Origin of the sequence: Chelativorans intermedius (assembly GCF_025398255.1) — a bacterium.
Lineage (GTDB): Bacteria > Pseudomonadota > Alphaproteobacteria > Rhizobiales > Rhizobiaceae > Chelativorans > Chelativorans intermedius.
In genome coordinates, this window is the sequence record NZ_JAODNW010000001.1 from 146,756 (window position 1) to 165,477 (window position 18,722).

Below are 18,722 nucleotides of genomic sequence, written 5' to 3' on the forward strand. Positions count from 1 at the left end.
GCGATGACGGATATGAGCCAGAACCCAGAGACGAACGAGGCCGCGGCAGGCGAGGCGCAGCCCTTTTCCGCCTCCGCCATCCCGCAGGAGGAGCTGGCGCGCCTGACGGACGACATCATCAGTGCGCTGAAGACCGTCTATGACCCGGAGATCCCCGCCGACATCTACGAGCTCGGCCTGATCTACAAGATCGACATCGAGGACGACCGCTCGGTGAAGATCGACATGACCCTGACGGCGCCCGGCTGCCCGGTGGCCGGCGAGATGCCGGGCTGGGTGCAGGACGCGGTGAGCGCCGTGGAAGGGGTGAGCAATGTCGAGGTCAACATGGTCTTCGATCCGCCCTGGACACCCGACCGCATGTCGGAGGAAGCGCAGGTGGCGCTGGGGTGGTATTGAACGGGAACGCGAATGACTGACGACAGGCAGCGGACGGCCATCCCCCCGAGCCAGGCAGGCGCCCGAGCAAGCGGACCGTTTAACTCCTGCATGTCGTTTCCTATGTAGGATTCACCGACCATTCTCCAACGGAGCAACCGATGGGCCGCTTTCAAGTCATAACCCTGACCGATGCCGCCGCCGCTCGCGTGCGCGAGATCGTTGCCGCGCGAGAGGGGGCAAAGGGCATTCGCGTGGGCATCAGGAAAGGCGGATGCGCCGGCATGGAATACACGGTCGATCTGGTGACGGAGCCCGACCCGAAGGACGACCACGTGGAGCACGAGGGCGCCCATGTCTATGTGGCGCCGGAGGCGAGCCTCTTCCTGCTCGGAACGCAGATGGACTTCGAGGTGACCAAGCTGCGGACCGGCTTCACCTTCAACAACCCGAACCAGAGCTCGGCCTGCGGCTGCGGCGAGTCCGTCGAACTGAAGCCGGCCGACCTGAAGGCATTGGCCGAGGCGCGGGCGCACGGCGCGGCCTGAAGGCAGGCCCGCCGCGGCGGCGCCCGAAGGCGCTCAAGGCTGCATGTCCATGCTGAACACGAAATCGTCCCCAGCCGCCGACGCATGACACGCGATGCAGCCGGCGGTGCGGCCGGCGAGCGCCATACCGTCCGGCGTCTGATCGAGCGAGCCGTCGGGCAGGTATTTAGCCCAGAACCAGTTTGCGCTGTCGGGCGCGTATCCTTCCTCGCGCTGGAACATCACCGTCACCGAATCGAGGTTTCCGTCGGGGTCGTTGGACACATCCTCCACGCTTATGCCGGCCGGGCCGAAATTGCGCTTGACGATGAGCATTCCGCGCGCGCCCTCGACCTCGATTTCGGCCCAGAATGTCTGGAGAATCGCGCCGTGGGGTTCTGTGCCCTCATAGGGCTTCATCTGGATGGCGCCATCCCCCGCATAGCCGGCATCCCGAAGCGCGTTCCACAGCGCCTCGGCATAGGCGGTGTCGGCTTCACCGCCAAAGGCCGGCTGATCGTCCTGGGCGAACGCGAAGCCCGCCGCCAGCATGGCGCCTAGGCCGAGCGCCGCAGCAATCCTGCCCGTCTGCATGGTTCTTTCCTCCCTGATGCATGTCCGGGCAGCTAGCGCCCCACGGGCACAGATCAAACGGATCACGCGAATTTGAACAATCCTCACCCCGAACCTGCCGCTGACAGGGTGGCGCGCCACGGGCATGATCGCGTGCATGGACGACGATCACATTCGCGAGCTGTTCGCCAGCCTGGGGTCCATCACCATCCGGCGCATGTTCGGCGGCAAGGGCATCTATTGCGAGGGACGCATCTTTGCGCTTGAGGTGGACGGGGAAATCCTGCTGAAGGCGGATGCCCTGAGCGCGCCGGACTTTGCGGCAGCGGGAAGCCGGCAGTGGGTCTATACGGGCCATACCGGGCGCAAGCCCACGGCCATGCCGTACTGGTCGATCCCCGACGAGGCGGTCGACGACCCGGACGTCATGGCACTTTGGGCAAGAAGAGCCTACGAGGCTGCGCTGCGGGCGCGCGGATAGAACGCGCCCGCGGGCTCAGACCTTTCCGGGCACCTTCATGAAATCGGGAATATCGTCGCCGAAGCCGACGGGCGGGTGGGCGTCCTTTTCCTCGGAGTGGCGCCGGGATGAGGGTTTCTGTTCCCTTGTCCGCTCGGAATGGGCGCTTTCTTCCTTCTGCGGCGGCTGTTGCCGCGCCTGTTCCCTGCGCTCGCGCCTGCGGCTGTCCTCCTCGCGCTGTTTCGGGGCGCGTCCGCGCCTGCTGGGCCGTTCGTTCGCTTCGTCTTCGACCGTGAGCGTCGAGAGGTCGCCGTCGAACCACTCGATCTCCTGTCCGATCAGCTTTTCGATGCCCGTCACATATTTCTCGTCGGCGCGGGTGACGAGCGTGAACGCCTTGCCCGAGCGGCCGGCGCGTCCGGTGCGGCCAATGCGGTGCACATAGTCTTCCGCATGGGTGGGAACGTCGAAATTGAACACATGGCTGACATCGGGAATGTCGAGACCGCGGGCGGCGACGTCGGATGCGACCAGCAGCTTCAGATTCCCCTTGCGGAAATTCTCAAGCATGGTCATGCGCGCGCGCTGGTCCATGTCGCCATGCAGTGCGCCGGCATCGAACTCGTGACGCACGAGAGAGCGGAAGAGGGTGGCCACCTCGCTCTTGCGATTGCAGAAGATGATCGCGTTCTTCAGGCCATCGCCCTCGCTGCGGATGAGATTTCTCAGGCGCTCGCGCTTGGCCCACGGCTTGGAGCCGGACTTGACGAGACGCTGGGTGATGTTGGCCGCCGTAGTGGCAGGCTTCGACACCTCGACGCGCACGGGCGCCTGCAGAAACTGCTGGGTGAGCCTGGTGATCTCCGGCGGCATGGTGGCGGAGAAGAACAGCGTCTGCCGCGTGAAGGGAATGAGCTTGCAGATGCGTTCGATGTCTGGAATGAAGCCCATGTCGAGCATACGGTCGGCCTCGTCGATGACGAGGATTTCCACGCCCGTGAGCAACAGCTTGCCGCGCTCGAAATGATCGAGCATGCGGCCGGGCGTGGCAATCAGCACATCGGCCCCGCGCTCAAGCTTTCTTTCCTGGTCGTCGAAGGAAACGCCGCCAATCAGGAGCGCGATGTTGAGGCGATGGTTCTTGCCGTACTTGATGAAGTTCTCCTCCACCTGGGCGGCAAGCTCACGCGTGGGCTCCAGAATCAGCGTGCGCGGCATGCGCGCCCGCGCCCGCCCCCGCTCCAGCCTGGTCAGCATGGGCAGCACGAAGGAGGCGGTCTTGCCGGTTCCGGTCTGGGCGATGCCCAGAACATCCTTGCCGGCCAGCGCATGCGGAATGGCGCCGGCCTGGATGGGCGTGGGTTGCGTGTAGCCGGCGTCGATGACGGCGGAAAGCACCTTCGGCGACAGGCCGAGGTCTGCGAATGTCACAGCGTCCTGTGCAGTTTTTTCGTCTGTTGACACGTATCGGTTGTCTTTGCTGTCTGATGCGTTGCAGCGGCTGCCGCGCGCCATGGCCGGGCCTCGGCTCTCGACCTTGCAACGGGCCTAAGGCGTGGTGCGCGCAATGTCAACAGGGTGTGGCTAGTAGCGGAACTGTTCCGCAAGAATCCGCTCGTTCCAGGAGTGGCTGGCATCGAAGAGGATGGTGGCCGTCAGCTCGTGGGATTCGCGAATGCGCACCTCCACCACCGATTTCACCTCCGTATGGTCGGCCACCGCGTTGACGGGGCGCTTTTCCGGCTCCAGCACCATCAGGTCGACCGTTGCCTGATTGGACAGAAGCGCTCCGCGCCAGCGGCGCGGCCGGAACGGGCTGACCGGCGTGAGGGCCAGAAGCGGCGCATCGAGCGGCAGGATCGGCCCGTGGGCCGACAGGTTGTAGGCGGTGGAGCCTGCCGGCGTGGCCACCATGACGCCGTCGCAGATAAGTTCATCGAGCCTTACCTTGCCGTCGATGGCGATGCGCAGCTTGGCCGCCTGATAGGACTGGCGAAGGAGCGAGACCTCGTTGATGGCGAGCGCGGTGGAAACCTTGCCATCCATGTCGGTCGCCGTCATCTCCAGCGGACGGACGGTCTCCGCGATGGCCTCGCGGATGCGCTCGCGCAGGCCCTCCTCGCGATACTCGTTCATGAGAAAGCCCACGGTGCCGCGGTTCATGCCGTAGATCTTCTTGCCCGAGCTCATGGTCTCGCGCATCGTCTGCAGCATGAAGCCGTCGCCGCCGAGCGCCACGATGACGTCGGCGTTCTCCGGTCTCTCCTGGCCGTAGAGAACGGAAAGCCTGGCGGCGGCTTCCCGGGCGTCGTCCGTATCCGCCGCGACGAAGGCGAGGGCAAGCTGCGGCTGTGTCATGGGTGGCGGCTGTTTCCGTTGCTGGGCGAGGGGCCAGAGGTAGCATGGGTACGGCACTCTGCAAAGGCGCGCCGGCACCGACGGAATGCGTTTTACTCGCGCCGCGTTTGTGCTATGCGCACGGGCCAGCTTCCGCCGGAGCCCGACCGGGCAGGCGGGCAGGGCCGGCATAGCTCAACTGGTAGAGCAACCGCCTTGTAAGCGGTAGGTTGCGGGTTCGAGTCCTGCTGCCGGCACCATTGTCACGGGAAAGAGCCGCGCCCACCGCGTGACGGGCGGCACGCCGGCCGCCCGTGGAGGCCATCAGGCCCGGATCTCCTGGCGCTGGAAGGCGACATAGGCGATGGTGAACAGAACCACCAACGCGGCAATCATGCAGGCAAGCTGCGGCCAGACCAGCATCAGGCTCTCCGAGACCGGCAGTGGCGCGCCGATCAGCGCCTGGCTGAGCTGATGGGCGAAGACGAGGCCCAGGGAACGCGTCTCCGGGTTGAGCAGGGCGAGGGTCATTTCCCCATAGAGCGTGTTGGGAGACAGACGCGAGATCACCTGCTCGACCTCGACGCGGGCAATGGCCGTGGTGGGATCGAAAATGTCGACGGGCGCCAGGGCACCGGCAATCAGCGGTGCGAGAATCGGCCAGAAGACGGTGAAGAGCAGCCACACCGTCAGCGTGGCCAACGCGGAGGTGGCCGGCGAGCGGAAGAGCGTGGAGAAAACCAGCGCCACGGCCAGCCACACGCCGGCATAGACGAAGGAGGCCAGAAGGAAGGCGAGCCCGCGCACAACCTCCTCGCCACTCGGCGGAAGGCCGAGCAGAAGGATGCCGAGGCCGGTGACCAGCAGCCACAGCGTCAGCAGGCAAATGGCGATGACCAGAAGCCCGCCCAGGAACTTTCCCGTCAGCAGCCCGTCGCGATAGATCGGCTGCGAGAGGATGCGCGACATGGTGCGGCGGTTGTACTCGCCGTTGATGGCGTCGAAGCCGAGCGCGATGGCCACCAACGGCAGAAGGAAGCCGAGAAAGGCGACGAAAGAGGGCAGCGGCTCGCGCGCCGTGCTGAAAAGACGCAGGAAGAGGAACGCATCCTCGCTCACGGTATCGCGAATCTGCCCGATCGCCGCATAGACGGCGCCGATCGCCGTCAGGAGCACCAGAAGCATCACCAGATGGATGCGCGCGCTCGTCATGTGGTCGGCCGCCTCCTTCAGGGCGACTGTGGAAAGCCCGGTGAAGGGGGAACCCTCACGCTGCCTCATTCTGCTTGCCCTCCTCTGCCTCGAAGAACCGGACATAGACCTCGTCGAGGGTGGTCTGGCGAATGGACATGGAGGCGAGCGCGCCGCCGGCCGAGACCACGCGGCGGGCGATCTCCGGGCGGGCGTCGGCATCGGTATCGACGCGCCAGCGGCCCGGCGCCAGTTGCGCGACCCCCACCACATGCGGCGCGTCGGCCAGCACCGCTGGAAGGTCGACGCCATTCGCCTCCACTTCCACCACATGCGTGCCGCCCAGCACTTCGCTCGTCAGCTCCGCCACCGTGCCGCAAAGGCCGATGCGGCCGCGGCTGAAAAGCGCCACGCGGGTGCACACGGTCTGCACCATCGCCAGCAGGTGCGAGGACAGGACGATGGTCATGCCCTCGCGCGACAGCGCGCCGATCAGTTCGAGAAGCTCCTGGGTGGATTGCGGGTCGAGGCCCGAGGTCGGCTCGTCGAGAATGGCGATGTCGGCCTTCTTCAACAGGACCTCGGCCAGGCCCAGGCGCTGGCGCATGCCGCGCGAGAACGTCGCGACCCGCCGGTCGGCGGCGTGGCCGAGCCTTACCCGTTGGAGCGCCTCCTCGATGCGGGGTCCTGCCTCGGCGCCCGAAAGCCCGGCAAGACGCGCAGTGTAGTTCAGGTTCTCGCGCGCCGTCAGCGCGTCGTAGAAGCCGATCTGGTCCGGCAGATAGCCGACGCGGCGCTTGACGGCGAGCGGCTGGCGCAGCGGATCGAGGCCGAGCACGCTGACCGAGCCGGCCGTTGGCTCTGTCAAGCCCAGAAGCAGAAGGATCGTCGTCGTCTTGCCGGAGCCGTTGGGGCCGAGAAGGCCGAAGACCTCGCCCTTCCCGATGCTCAGATCGATGCCATCGACCGCCACGTGGCGGCCGTAGCGCTTGACCAGGCCCTTAGTCTCGATGACGGTGCTCATCGCCGGCCATACCGTGTTACCGCCACACCGAGAACGGCGACCGCCGCGGCAATGATGCCGAGGCCGACGACGCCCCAGACGGTCGAGGTGCGCACCGTGACGCGGAAACTCTCGCTGTCGGAGGCGCCGTCGCCATTGGCACGCACGGAGACCACATAGTCGCCGGCGATGGCCTGGTCGGAGGGTGTGATGCTGACGTTCACACTGCTGCTTTCGCCGGACGCGATCTCCTCGATGCGCTCGGGGCTGAACGTCACCTCCCAGCCCGAGGGCGGGCTTGAAGAAAAGGAGATGGAGCGGGCGGGTGCCGTTCCCCTGTTCTCAAGCGTAAATTCGAAGCTGCGTGCTTCGCCGGCAGTCGCTTCGCCCGAGAGCCGCCCGCCCGGCCCCGAAAGGGAAAGATCCGGCCGGCCGGTGATGTCCAGAACGAGCTGCGTCCGGGCGCTGGCGTCGCCACCGGTTGCCTGCACCATCACGGGGTACTGGCCGGCTTCCGCATTTTCCGGCGGATCGACGGAGACCTCGAGATTTTTCGTTCCGCCGGCGGAAAGCGGCAGGCTTGTCAGTTCCTGCGAGCCGTAGCGCTCCTTGAAGCTGACCTGGAAGCCCGGCGGTGCCTCGGCCAAGAGGTTCACGACCGTGTCTTCCTGGCCATCATTGGCGACCTCGACCTGAAAGTCGAAGGTGGAGCGCGCGGTGCCCCGCAGCGCCGGCAGTTCCGGCTCCAGGGTGAGCTGTGCCGGCATGGTCTCCGTAAGGGTCAGCGTCAGGGGCAGCTCCATGGCCCCGTCCTCCGAACGGGCGGCTACCGTGAAGTTGACGGTCTGCCCGACGGCATTTTCGGGCGGGGTAAGCTGCAGCGACAGGTCAACCGTCTCGTCGAGCGCTGCAATGGCGGCGGCAACGGGCTTGCCGCTTCCCTTGATCTGCCACTGCCAGCCCTCCGGCAGGCCCTCGACAGACAGCGCCACGCGCTGCGGCGGCAGCCCCCTGTTGGCGAGCGACAGGTCGATGGTCACGTCCTCGCCAATGGGTGCCGAAAAGGCGGGATAGGGTGTCGTCAACCACAAGCCGCTCGGCGACTGCGCGGTGGTACCCGCCGCATCGGATGCAAGCTGCGCGTGGGCTGCCGGAGGTGCCAGGCAAAGCCCGACGGCAAGCAAGGTTCCAGTCAATGTGCTTTTGAAGGGTGTGCGCGCAAAAACAGCGTGCGCAGGCATCGTTCTCTCCCCGCTTCACGGTTCATGCGAATGCGCCCGAACGGGCGAACTATCTGATGGGAGAGGGAAGAATTACCGCCATTATGGCAGTTTTTCGGCAAAAACATTACAGCTCATTAATATTTTTGATCGACGCCGATTGCCGGATTCGCCGCCTCGCGGGAGGGGGGTCTGGCGGCCGCTTCCGCATGGCTGCGCGCGATATAGAGAGCGATGGCGGTGGCATTGGAGACGTTCAAGGAGCGGATGGCGCCCGGCATGTCGAGCCGGGCGAGCGCCCTGACGGTCTGGCGCGTCTTCTGCCGCAGCCCCTTGCCCTCCGCGCCCAGGACAAGGGCCAGCCTGCGGCCGGCGATCTGGGCAACGGCATCCTCAAGCCTGTGCGCACCTTCCGAATCGAGCCCCACGGTCGCAAAGTCGAGCGCGTGGAGCTCCTCCAGGGCGTCTGCCAGATTGCGCACGGTGATCAACTCGATGTGCTCCAGCGCGCCGGAGGCCGCCTTTGCGAGCACGCCCGATTCGGCCGGGCTGTGACGGGCAGTGGTGATGAGGGCCTCGACGCCGAAGGCGACCGCCGAACGCATGATGGCACCCACGTTGTGCGGGTCCGTCACCTGGTCGAGCACCAGCACGAGGGCGGCGTCGCCGAGGGCGGAAAGCGGCCGCGGGGACAGGGCCTGAGCCTCGACCATCACGCCCTGGTGCACGGCTTCGGGGCCGGTGAGGGCGTCGATCGCCCTCGGCTCCACCAGTTCCGCGGGGAAGGGCAGGGCGGAAAGGTCGTCGAGCTCCAGCCGCCGCGCGGCATTGCGTGTGATCGACATGCGGTGGATGGTGCGGGCTGGATTGTCGAGCGCGGCGCGCACCGTGTGCAGGCCGTAAAGCCTTACGATCCCCTCAGGCAGGGGGGCGTTTGAGGCGTGCTCCGCCCGCGCGCCGCCGCCCTTGCGCTGGCGGTGGGCGCGGCGCAGGCGGGCGTGGTGGCTGTCCTTTGGCGTTCCGGTCCTGTCGTTCATCCGGCTCCTATAACCGAGGCGAGGGCGCGCGCCTATGGCCGAAAGGGCGGGGCATGCGAATTTACCCAACCGAATGCGCATCGGGCTGTTGACAGTGCCGGGCGTCGTCGCCATAAGGCGTCGCGGAAATCGGACGTGCCGTTGAAGGGCGATGGCCGCTTTCCCACATAATCCGCTGAGCGGTCCCGGCAGCGGTTCGGAGGGGTGTCCGAGTGGTTAAAGGAGACGGACTGTAAATCCGTTGGCTACGCCTACGCTGGTTCGAATCCAGCCCCCTCCACCACCTTCTGCCCAGGCGGCGGATCGAGGCTCGCCGAGGCACGATGTCGCGGAGGCCGAGCAGGCAACGGACGCCCCGCAGAGCTTCGGCAGGGAGCGTTGCGTTTCGGACTGCGGGTATAGCTCAATGGTAGAGCAGCAGCCTTCCAAGCTGAATATGCGGGTTCGATTCCCGCTACCCGCTCCAGCGCGCTTTCCTTCGCAATATCCGAGCGTCGCACCATCCATGGCTTAAGCGCGCGCTTTTTCGCGGCCCACAGGGGCTTGTTTTTTACGGGCTTTGCCGCTAATCGCCCGCAATCGAAACGGAAAACCACGCCGCCCAAGGAAAGTTGAGATGGCCAAAGGAAAGTTTGAGCGCACGAAGCCGCATGTGAACATCGGCACGATTGGTCACGTTGACCATGGGAAGACGACGCTGACGGCAGCGATCACGAAGTTTTTTGGTGAGTTCAAGGCGTACGATCAGATTGATGCGGCGCCTGAGGAGAAGGCGCGCGGGATCACGATTTCGACGGCGCATGTTGAGTATGAGACGGATGCGCGGCACTACGCGCATGTGGACTGCCCTGGGCATGCGGACTACGTGAAGAACATGATCACGGGCGCGGCGCAGATGGACGGTGCGATTCTGGTTGTTTCTGCGGCGGACGGGCCGATGCCGCAGACGCGGGAGCACATTCTTCTGGCGCGCCAGGTTGGCGTTCCGGCGATTGTTGTTTTCCTGAACAAGGTTGACCAGGTTGACGATGCGGAGCTTCTGGAGCTTGTGGAGCTTGAGGTTCGGGAGCTTCTGTCGCAGTACGAGTTTCCGGGCGACGAGATACCGATCGTGAAGGGCTCGGCGCTTGCGGCGCTTGAGGAGACGAACAAGGAGATCGGCGAGGATGCGATCCGTCAGCTGATGGCGGAGGTTGACAAGTACATTCCGACGCCGGAGCGCCCGATCGACCAGCCGTTCCTGATGCCGATCGAGGACGTTTTCTCGATTTCGGGCCGCGGCACGGTGGTGACGGGGCGCATTGAGCGGGGCGTTGTGAAGGTCGGCGACGAGATCGAGATCGTTGGCATCCGCCCGACGTCGAAGACGACGGTGACGGGTGTGGAGATGTTCCGCAAGCTTCTGGACCAGGGGCAGGCGGGCGACAACATCGGCGCGCTTCTGCGCGGTGTGGAGCGCGAGGGTGTGGAGCGCGGGCAGGTTCTTGCGAAGCCCGGCTCTGTGACGCCGCACACGAAGTTCAAGGCAGAAGCCTACATTCTGACGAAGGAGGAGGGCGGGCGCCACACGCCGTTCTTCTCGAACTACCGGCCGCAGTTTTATTTCCGGACGACCGACGTGACGGGCGTGGTGACGCTCCCGGAGGGGACGGAGATGGTGATGCCGGGCGACAATGTGACGATGGATGTGGAGCTGATCGTGCCGATCGCCATGGAGGAGCGCCTGCGCTTCGCCATCCGCGAGGGCGGCCGCACCGTCGGCGCCGGCATCGTCGCAGCCATCACCGAGTAAAGGGCGGACATCGGAACGACGGGGAGGGCGGCTTCGGCCGCCCTTCTGCTTGATGGCGCACAGGCGGAGGCCCAGATCTGGCGGCGGGCGCCCCCGGGTTTGCCGCCCGTGGCCGCAAAAGTGGCGCTTGCCTGCGGTATCCGGCGCAAAGCATCTTTACAGACGCGACGGAAATCCTTAGGAAGCGCCTGCCTGCCGCGCGGCGCGAAGGGGTATAGCTCAGTTGGTAGAGCGGCGGTCTCCAAAACCGCAGGTCGGGGGTTCGAGCCCCTCTGCCCCTGCCATTTCCAGCAAATCCTCGGATGCAAGAGGCCCCTTGCGTATGGGGGAATTTGGGATTATGTGTAGACTCATGAACACGGTGCGTGGGGCCGGGTATGGCTTTACGCGCCTTTGTTGCGTGTCTGGAGCCAGGCGGTGATTCGCGCGGTCGGCTCCGTATCGTACCGGGCTTTCACGCCCGCGTGCGAGAAAAGACCGGGGTTCCCGGTGCTTCAAGATATAGAGCGATAGATGGCGTCCAAGACCACGAACCCTTTCACGTTTCTGCAGCAGGTAAGGGCCGAAACGGCGAAGGTGACCTGGCCGTCGCGCAGGGAGACTCTGATTTCCACGGCGATGGTGCTCGCATTCGCTGCGTTGGCCGCGCTCTTCTTTTTTGCCGCTGACCAGGTGATGTCGTGGGTGATCGAGCTGATCCTTCAGATTGGCGTTTGAACGGCAGCGGCACAGGGAGAGTTTTTTGAGATGACTGCGCGGTGGTACATCGTCCACGCCTATTCGAATTTCGAGAAGAAGGTTGCCGAATCGATCGAGGAACAGGCGCGCCAGAAGGGGCTTTCCGAGCAGATCGAGCAGGTGGTTGTGCCGACCGAGAAGGTGGTCGAGGTGCGCCGCGGCCGCAAGGTCGATGCGGAACGCAAGTTCTTCCCCGGCTATGTGCTGGTCAAGGCCAATCTCACGGACGCCGTCTTCAGCCTCATCAAGAATACGCCGAAGGTGACAGGCTTTCTGGGCGATTCGCGGCCGGTGCCGATCACCGAGGCGGAGGCCGCGCGCATTCTCACGCAGGTGCAGGAGGGCGTGGAGCGGCCAAAACCTTCCGTGACCTTCGAGATTGGCGAGCAGGTGCGCGTTTCCGATGGTCCCTTCGCCTCCTTCAACGGTTCCGTTCAGGAGGTCGACGAGGAGCGGTCGCGGCTCAAGGTGGAAGTTTCGATCTTCGGGCGCGCGGTACCCGTGGATCTCGAGTTCGGTCAGGTCGAGAAGACCTGACCGGCGGTTCCGGTCTTCCGGAACGGTCATGGTGGAAGGGAAGGCGGCGTAGCCGGCCGTGCGGCCCGCACCACCGAACTGCAACCGCCGGCGCCAGCCGGCATGAGACGAGGCAGATGAGAGATGGCTAAGAAAGTTGCAGGCCAGCTCAAGCTTCAGGTTCCCGCCGGGTCGGCCACGCCGTCGCCCCCGATCGGTCCTGCGCTTGGTCAGCGTGGCATCAACATCATGGAGTTCTGCAAGGCGTTCAACGCCCAGACGCAGGAGATGGAGAAGGGCTCGCCCATCCCGGTGGTGATCACCTACTATCAGGACAAGTCCTTCACCTTCGCCATGAAGACGCCGCCGGTAAGCTACTTCCTCAAGAAGGAGGCGAAGCTCAAGTCCGGCGCCAAGGAGCCGGGCAAGCAGACGGTCGGCAAGATCTCGCGCGACAAGGTGCGCGAGATCGCCGAGAAGAAGATGGCGGATCTGAACGCCAATGATCTGGAAGCGGCCATGCGCATGGTCGAAGGCTCGGCCCGCTCCATGGGCCTCGAAGTGGTGGGGTGAGGCTATGGCGAGGAAAATTTCCAAGCGCGTGGCCAAGAGCCGCGAGGGAATCGAGCGCAACAAGCTCTATCCGCTGGAGGAGGCCGTGAAGCTTCTGAAGGAGAGGGCGAGCGCGAAGTTCGACGAGACCGTCGAGGTGGCGATGAATCTGGGTGTCGATCCGCGTCACGCCGACCAGATGGTGCGCGGCGTCGTCAACCTGCCCAACGGCACGGGCCGCACGGTGCGCGTTGCCGTGTTCGCGCGCGGCGATAAGGCCGAGGAGGCCAAGCAGGCCGGCGCCGACATCGTGGGCGCGGAGGATCTCGTCGAAGCCATCCAGAATGGCGAGATCAATTTCGATCGCTGCATTGCCACGCCCGACATGATGCCGCTGGTTGGCCGGCTCGGCAAGGTGCTGGGTCCGCGCGGACTGATGCCCAACCCCAAGGTGGGCACGGTGACCGCCGATGTGGCCGGTGCCGTGAAGGCATCGAAGGGCGGTGCGGTGGAGTTCCGCGTCGAGAAGGCCGGCATCGTGCATGCGGGCGTCGGCAAGGTCTCCTTCGACGAGCAGGCCATCGCCGAGAATGTGCGCGCTTTCGCCGATGCGGTGATCAAGGCGAAGCCTTCCGGTGCCAAGGGCAACTATCTCAAGCGCGTGGCGCTGACCTCGACCATGGGGCCGGGGGTGAAGGTCGATCTTTCGACGCTGGCCGCGTCGTAACGTCCGATTGCCGGGGAGGCGCCTCCCCGGCCAATGCTTCGGGCCGGCAACGGCCCGAATGCCGGGGAAACCCCGGCAATCCTGTCCGAGATTGCAGGCGGCTCGCCTTAATTCTTGAACAAGAGCCTGCATGAGACGGGGTAGGACCGGATAGACGCCCGCGCAGCGGGCCGATGGAAGGTTCGAACCGTGTTGGCCTTTTGCCCGCGTTCCGGTTTCGGCCGGAGTGGCGAAAGGGGGCAGGATCCTCGAGCGTCGTTCGGGCGATCCTCTCTTGGAAAGCCCGGCCGGCAAAAGGCAACCCGGCGGCAAGCCCGAACAGGGCCCCGCCAACTGGAGAAAGGCATGGACAGAGCGGAAAAACGCGAGTTCGTCGCCAACCTCAGCCAGGTGTTCGAGAGCACCGGCTGTGTCGTGGTGGCGCACTATGCCGGCCTCACCGTCTCGCAGATGAACGAGCTGCGCTCGAAGATGCGGCAAGCCGGTGGGACCGTCAAGGTCGCGAAGAACCGCCTCGCCAAGATCGCTCTTCAGGGTACCAAGTCCGAAAGCATCCAGTCTCTGTTCCAGGGACAGACGCTGATTGCCTATTCGGACGATCCGGTGGCCGCTCCGAAGGTCGCCAGCGAATTCGCCAAGGCCAATGGCAATCTTGTCATCCTTGGCGGCGCGATGGGCGCAACCGCGCTCGACGCGGACGGCGTGAAGGCGCTTGCCTCGCTGCCGTCGCTGGACGAGCTCAGGGCAAAGCTTGTCGGCATGATCTCCACGCCGGCAACCCGGATCGCCCAGGTCGTCAACGCACCCGCCGGCCAGGTGGCCCGGGTCATTGGCGCCTATGCCCGGAAGGACGAGGCGGCGTGAGGCCGTTCCTCAACAACACTGTTCGAACTTTTAAGGAAATGAGACATGGCTGATCTTGCGAAGATCGTTGAAGACCTTTCGAACCTCACCGTCCTGGAGGCGGCCGAGCTTTCGAAGATGCTGGAAGAGAAGTGGGGCGTTTCGGCCGCCGCGCCGGTGGCCGTGGCTGCGGCCGGTGCCGCTGCCGCTCCCGCCGAGGCCGCGGAAGAGAAGACCGAGTTCGACGTCGTTCTCGCCGATGCCGGTGCGCAGAAGATCAATGTGATCAAGGAAGTGCGCGCCATCACGGGGCTTGGCCTGAAGGAGGCGAAGGACCTGGTCGAGTCCGCGCCGAAGCCGATCAAGGAAGGCGTGGCCAAGGACGAGGCCGAGAAGATCAAGGCCCAGCTCGAGGGCGCAGGCGCCAAGGTCGAGCTGAAATAATTGCGCTTCCGGCCCGCGCGCCTGCGCGGGCCGGAGCCACGGGCGACTGCGAGAACCTATTTCCTGAAGGCCGCGAACCGGCTTTCAGGAAACGGGTTTTCATCCGTTTGGATTGGCCGTCACGACGGGCGGCCCATTTGGCAGGCAAAGCGGCAGGCAAGGAGCGACGATGGCCCAGACCCAGACTTTCAACGGTCGCAGGCGGGTACGCAAGTTCTTCGGTAAGATTCCGGAGGTTGCGGAGATGCCGAACCTCATCGAGGTTCAGAAAGCATCCTACGACCAGTTCCTCATGGTCGAGGAACCGCAAGGCGGGCGTCCCGACGAGGGGCTGCAGGCGGTCTTCAAGTCGGTGTTCCCGATCCAGGACTTCGCCGGCACGGCGATGCTGGAATTCGTGAAATACGAGTTCGAGCTCCCCAAGTTCGACGTCGAGGAGTGCCGCCAGCGCGATCTGACCTACGCGGCGCCGCTGAAGGTGACTCTGCGCCTGATCGTCTTCGACGTGGACGAGGATACGGGTGCGAAGTCCATCAAGGACATCAAGGAGCAGGATGTCTACATGGGCGACATGCCGCTCATGACGGACAATGGCACCTTCATCGTCAATGGCACCGAGCGTGTGATCGTCAGCCAGATGCACCGCTCGCCCGGTGTCTTCTTCGACCATGACAAGGGCAAGTCGCATTCCTCCGGCAAGCTGCTGTTCGCCGCGCGCGTCATCCCCTATCGCGGCTCCTGGCTCGACATCGAGTTCGATGCCAAGGATATCGTCTATGCGCGTATCGACCGGCGGCGCAAGATTCCGGTCACCTCGCTTCTCATGGCGCTCGGCATGGACGGCGAGGAGATCCTGTCCACCTTCTACAACCGCCTGACCTACATCCGCGACGGCGAGAACTGGCGCGTGCCGTTCTCGGCGGAGCGCTTCCGTGGCGTGAAGGCTGCGAACGACATCATCGACGCCGACAGCGGCGAGGTGGTTCTGGAAGCGGGCAAGAAGATGACGGCCCGCCAGGCCCGCCAGCTCGCGGAGAAGGGGCTGAAGGCGATCCGCGCCACCGAGGAAGACCTGCTCGGCAATTATCTCGCCGAGGACATCGTCAACATGGAGACCGGCGAGATCTATCTCGAGGCCGGTGACGAGATTGACGAGAAGACCCTGAAGGTGCTGCTCGACACGGGCGTCGAGGAGGTGCATTTCCTCGACATCGACCACGTCAATGTCGGCGGCTACATCCGCAACACGCTGGTGGCGGACAAGAACGAGACCCGCCAGGACGCACTCTTCGACATCTACCGGGTCATGCGCCCGGGCGAGCCGCCGACGCTGGAGACGGCGGAGGCAATGTTCCATTCGCTGTTCTTCGATCCCGAGCGCTACGACCTTTCGGCGGTGGGCCGGGTGAAGATGAACATGCGCCTGGAGCTCGACTGCCCCGATACGGTGCGCGTCCTGCGCAAGGAAGACATCGTGGCGGTGGTCAAGACGCTTGTCGAGCTGCGTGACGGCAAGGGCGAGATCGACGACATCGACAATCTCGGCAATCGCCGCGTGCGCTCGGTGGGCGAGCTGATGGAGAACCAGTATCGCGTCGGCCTGCTGCGCATGGAACGGGCGATCAAGGAGCGCATGTCGTCGATCGAGATCGACACGGTGATGCCGCAGGATCTCATCAACGCGAAGCCGGCGGCGGCGGCCGTGCGCGAGTTTTTCGGCTCCTCGCAGCTCTCGCAGTTCATGGACCAGACGAACCCGCTGTCGGAGATCACCCACAAGCGGCGCCTCTCGGCGCTGGGCCCCGGCGGCCTGACGCGCGAGCGCGCCGGCTTCGAGGTGCGCGACGTGCACCCGACGCATTACGGCCGCATCTGCCCGATCGAAACGCCGGAAGGTCCGAACATCGGCCTCATCAACTCGCTGGCCACCTTCGCCCGCGTCAACAAGTACGGCTTCATCGAGACGCCGTATCGCAAGATCGTCGACGGCAAGGTGACCGACGAGGTGGTCTATCTCTCGGCGATGGAGGAGGCCAAGCACTATGTGGCGCAGGCCAACGCCCAGATCGACGAGGAAGGCCGCTTTGCCGACGAGTTCGTGGTCTGCCGTCACGCCGGCGAAGTGATGATGGCGCCGCGCGAGAATGTCGACCTGATGGACGTTTCGCCCAAGCAGCTCGTCTCGGTGGCCGCGGCGCTCATTCCGTTCCTCGAGAACGACGACGCCAACCGCGCGCTCATGGGCTCCAACATGCAGCGCCAGGCCGTGCCGCTGGTGCGCGCCGAGGCGCCGTTCGTCGGCACCGGCATGGAGCCGGTGGTGGCGCGCGATTCCGGTGCCGCCATCGCCGCTCGGCGCACCGGCGTGGTCGATCAGGTGGATGCGACCCGTATCGTCATCCGCGCTACGGAAGAGGTGGACGCCTCGCAGTCCGGCGTCGATATCTACCGGCTGCAGAAGTTCCAGCGCTCCAACCAGAACACCTGCATCAACCAGCGTCCGCTGGTGCGGGTGGGCGATCATGTGAACAAGGGCGACATCATCGCCGATGGTCCGTCCACGGACCTGGGCGATCTGGCGCTCGGGCGCAACGTGCTCGTCGCCTTCATGCCCTGGAACGGCTACAACTACGAGGACTCCATCCTGCTGTCCGAGCGCATCGTGCGCGACGACGTCTTCACCTCGATCCATATCGAGGAGTTCGAGGTGATGGCGCGCGACACGAAGCTCGGCCCGGAGGAGATCACGCGTGACATTCCGAACGTGTCGGAAGAATCGCTGAAGAACCTCGACGAAGCCGGCATCGTCTATATCGGCGCCGAGGTGCAGCCGGGCGACATCCTGGTCGGCAAGATCACGCCGAAGGGCGAGAGCCCGATGACGCCGGAGGAGAAGCTGCTGCGCGCCATCTTCGGCGAGAAGGCCTCCGACGTGCGCGACACCTCCATGCGCATGCCGCCCGGCACCTACGGCACGGTGGTCGAGGTGCGCGTCTTCAACCGCCACGGCGTGGAGAAGGACGAGCGCGCGATGGCGATCGAGCGCGAGGAGATCGAGCGGCTCGCCAAGGACCGGGACGACGAGCAGTCGATCCTCGACCGCAACGTCTATGCGCGCCTTGCCGAGATGCTCATCGGCAAGACGGCAATTGCCGGGCCGAAGGGCTTCAAGAAGGGCACCGCGCTGACCCGCGAGCTGCTCGAGGAGTATCCGCGTTCGCAGTGGTGGCAGTTCGCCGTCGAGGACGAGAAGCAGCAGGCTGCTCTTGAGGCGCTGCGCGCGCAGTATGACGAGTCCAAGAGCGCGCTCGAGCAGCGCTTCATGGACAAGGTCGAGAAGGTGCAGCGCGGCGACGAGATGCCGCCCGGCGTGATGAAGATGGTCAAGGTCTTCGTCGCCGTGAAGCGCAAGATGCAGCCCGGCGACAAGATGGCAGGCCGCCACGGCAACAAGGGTGTGGTCTCCAAGATCGTGCCGATCGAGGACATGCCGTTCCTTGAGGATGGCACCCATGTGGACATCGTCCTGAACCCGCTCGGCGTGCCCAGCCGCATGAATGTCGGCCAGATTCTGGAGACGCATCTGGGTTGGGCCTGCGCAGGCATGGGCCGGCAGATCGGCGAGCTGATCGACAGCTACAAGCAGGGCGGCGACATCAAGCCGCTGAGGGAGAAGATCGAGAAGCTGATCCCGGACAACGAACGCAACGAGCCTGTGCGCCAGTATGACGATGAGAGCATCGTCAGGCTCGGCGAGCAGATGCGTCGCGGTGTTTCGATTGCCACGCCCGTCTTCGACGGCGCCCACGAGTCCGACATCAACGAGATGCTGAAGGAAGCCGGCCTCGACACCAGCGGCCAGGTGACGCTCTATGACGGGCGCACGGGCGAGCCGTTCGACCGCAAGGTGACGGTGGGCTATATCTACATGCTGAAGCTGCACCACCTGGTGGACGACAAGATCCACGCCCGCTCCATCGGCCCATACTCGCTCGTCACCCAGCAGCCGCTGGGCGGCAAGGCGCAGTTCGGCGGCCAGCGCTTCGGCGAGATGGAGGTGTGGGCGCTGGAAGCTTACGGCGCCGCCTACACGCTTCAGGAAATGCTCACCGTCAAGTCGGACGACGTTGCCGGCCGCACCAAGGTCTACGAGGCCATCGTGCGTGGCGACGACACATTCGAGGCTGGCATTCCGGAAAGCTTCAACGTGCTGGTCAAGGAGATGCGCTCGCTCGGCCTCAATGTGGAGCTTGAGAATTCGGTCCGCTACGACGAGCCGCCTGCGCAGCTTCCGGACGCTGCAGAATGAACAAGGGCGCACCGCGGCCCCCATCCGCCGCGGTGCGCTGCCCGTATCGACGGCGATGCGGCGGTGAAAGCAACG

General features: G+C 64.9%; 18 protein-coding genes and 4 tRNA genes. 15 read left to right on the plus strand and 7 right to left on the minus strand.

Annotated elements, in window-relative coordinates:
- The first annotated feature begins 3 nt into the window (after positions 1-3).
- Together NYR58_RS00745 and sufA are read left to right on the plus strand one after the other, a co-directional pair.
- Positions 4-399 (plus strand): SUF system Fe-S cluster assembly protein, encoded by a 396-nt coding sequence (locus NYR58_RS00745; RefSeq protein WP_378074551.1) that lies wholly within the window; start codon positions 4-6, stop codon positions 397-399.
- 140 nt (positions 400-539) lie between these two features.
- Positions 540-926 (plus strand): Fe-S cluster assembly scaffold SufA, encoded by a 387-nt coding sequence (gene sufA / locus NYR58_RS00750; protein ID WP_261518480.1) that lies wholly within the window; start codon positions 540-542, stop codon positions 924-926.
- Between the two features lie 33 nt (positions 927-959).
- Here sufA and NYR58_RS00755 read toward each other — a convergent pair whose 3' ends face one another.
- Positions 960-1,637 carry a cytochrome P460 family protein gene (locus NYR58_RS00755; protein WP_261518481.1) on the minus strand — a complete coding sequence of 226 codons (678 nt, stop codon included), beginning with the start codon at positions 1,635-1,637 and terminating at the stop codon, positions 960-962.
- Between NYR58_RS00755 and NYR58_RS00760 the strand changes: the two genes are divergently transcribed.
- Positions 1,636-1,959 (plus strand): TfoX/Sxy family protein, encoded by a 324-nt coding sequence (locus NYR58_RS00760; protein WP_261518482.1) that lies wholly within the window; start codon positions 1,636-1,638, stop codon positions 1,957-1,959. The two genes, NYR58_RS00755 and NYR58_RS00760, sit on opposite strands and share 2 nt — an antisense overlap.
- Before the next feature lie 15 nt (positions 1,960-1,974).
- Here NYR58_RS00760 and NYR58_RS00765 read toward each other — a convergent pair whose 3' ends face one another.
- The gene (locus NYR58_RS00765; RefSeq protein WP_261518483.1) at positions 1,975-3,369 is read right to left on the minus strand and encodes a DEAD/DEAH box helicase; all 1,395 of its coding nucleotides are present in this window, start codon (positions 3,367-3,369) and stop codon (positions 1,975-1,977) included.
- A gap of 153 nt (positions 3,370-3,522) precedes the next feature.
- A complete protein-coding gene (locus NYR58_RS00770) occupies positions 3,523-4,296 on the minus strand; it encodes an NAD kinase (protein ID WP_261518484.1) in 774 nt (257 codons plus the stop codon).
- Positions 4,297-4,459: 163 nt separating this feature from the next.
- Between NYR58_RS00770 and NYR58_RS00775 the strand changes: the two genes are divergently transcribed.
- Positions 4,460-4,535: transfer RNA gene (locus NYR58_RS00775), tRNA-Thr, on the plus strand.
- 64 nt (positions 4,536-4,599) lie between these two features.
- Here the strand turns inward: NYR58_RS00775 and NYR58_RS00780 are convergent.
- The 4 genes from NYR58_RS00780 to NYR58_RS00795 form a co-directional block, all read right to left on the minus strand.
- Positions 4,600-5,556, minus strand: a complete 957-nt coding sequence (locus NYR58_RS00780) for an ABC transporter permease (protein ID WP_261518485.1) — start codon at positions 5,554-5,556, stop codon at positions 4,600-4,602.
- Positions 5,543-6,490 carry an ABC transporter ATP-binding protein gene (locus NYR58_RS00785; protein WP_261518487.1) on the minus strand — a complete coding sequence of 316 codons (948 nt, stop codon included), beginning with the start codon at positions 6,488-6,490 and terminating at the stop codon, positions 5,543-5,545. Before NYR58_RS00785 ends, NYR58_RS00780 begins: the two co-directional genes overlap by 14 nt.
- Complete coding sequence (locus tag NYR58_RS00790) at positions 6,487-7,665, minus strand: COG1470 family protein (RefSeq protein ID WP_261518488.1); 1,179 nt, start codon at positions 7,663-7,665, stop codon at positions 6,487-6,489. The genes NYR58_RS00785 and NYR58_RS00790 overlap by 4 nt, the downstream gene beginning before the upstream one ends.
- 161 nt (positions 7,666-7,826) lie before the next feature.
- On the minus strand, positions 7,827-8,726 hold the full coding sequence (locus tag NYR58_RS00795) for a TrmH family RNA methyltransferase (protein WP_261518489.1): 900 nt from the start codon (positions 8,724-8,726) through the stop codon (positions 7,827-7,829).
- Positions 8,727-8,924: 198 nt separating this feature from the next.
- Between NYR58_RS00795 and NYR58_RS00800 the strand changes: the two genes are divergently transcribed.
- The 11 genes from NYR58_RS00800 (at position 8,925) to rpoB (ending at position 18,647) form a co-directional block, all read left to right on the plus strand.
- Positions 8,925-9,009, plus strand: a tRNA-Tyr gene (locus tag NYR58_RS00800).
- A 109-nt stretch (positions 9,010-9,118) separates the two neighbouring features.
- Positions 9,119-9,192: transfer RNA gene (locus tag NYR58_RS00805), tRNA-Gly, on the plus strand.
- A gap of 150 nt (positions 9,193-9,342) precedes the next feature.
- Positions 9,343-10,518 carry an elongation factor Tu gene (gene tuf, locus NYR58_RS00810; RefSeq protein WP_261518490.1) on the plus strand — a complete coding sequence of 392 codons (1,176 nt, stop codon included), beginning with the start codon at positions 9,343-9,345 and terminating at the stop codon, positions 10,516-10,518.
- Between the two features lie 208 nt (positions 10,519-10,726).
- Positions 10,727-10,802: transfer RNA gene (locus NYR58_RS00815), tRNA-Trp, on the plus strand.
- Positions 10,803-11,031: 229 nt separating this feature from the next.
- A complete protein-coding gene (secE, locus tag NYR58_RS00820; protein WP_261518491.1) occupies positions 11,032-11,235 on the plus strand; it encodes a preprotein translocase subunit SecE in 204 nt (67 codons plus the stop codon).
- Positions 11,236-11,265: 30 nt separating this feature from the next.
- Positions 11,266-11,793: a transcription termination/antitermination protein NusG gene (gene nusG / locus NYR58_RS00825; protein ID WP_261518493.1), complete on the plus strand. Its 528-nt coding sequence runs from the start codon at positions 11,266-11,268 to the stop codon at positions 11,791-11,793.
- 123 nt (positions 11,794-11,916) lie between these two features.
- Positions 11,917-12,345 carry a 50S ribosomal protein L11 gene (rplK, locus tag NYR58_RS00830; RefSeq protein WP_261518494.1) on the plus strand — a complete coding sequence of 143 codons (429 nt, stop codon included), beginning with the start codon at positions 11,917-11,919 and terminating at the stop codon, positions 12,343-12,345.
- 4 nt (positions 12,346-12,349) lie between these two features.
- Complete coding sequence (rplA, locus tag NYR58_RS00835; protein ID WP_261518495.1) at positions 12,350-13,051, plus strand: 50S ribosomal protein L1; 702 nt, start codon at positions 12,350-12,352, stop codon at positions 13,049-13,051.
- Positions 13,052-13,396: 345 nt separating this feature from the next.
- Positions 13,397-13,915, plus strand: coding sequence for a 50S ribosomal protein L10 (gene rplJ, locus NYR58_RS00840; protein ID WP_261518496.1), 519 nt, complete (start codon positions 13,397-13,399; stop codon positions 13,913-13,915).
- A 45-nt stretch (positions 13,916-13,960) separates the two neighbouring features.
- The gene (gene rplL / locus NYR58_RS00845; RefSeq protein WP_261518497.1) at positions 13,961-14,338 is read left to right on the plus strand and encodes a 50S ribosomal protein L7/L12; all 378 of its coding nucleotides are present in this window, start codon (positions 13,961-13,963) and stop codon (positions 14,336-14,338) included.
- A 169-nt stretch (positions 14,339-14,507) separates the two neighbouring features.
- On the plus strand, positions 14,508-18,647 hold the full coding sequence (rpoB, locus tag NYR58_RS00850; protein WP_261518498.1) for a DNA-directed RNA polymerase subunit beta: 4,140 nt from the start codon (positions 14,508-14,510) through the stop codon (positions 18,645-18,647).
- Positions 18,648-18,722 lie beyond the last annotated feature (75 nt).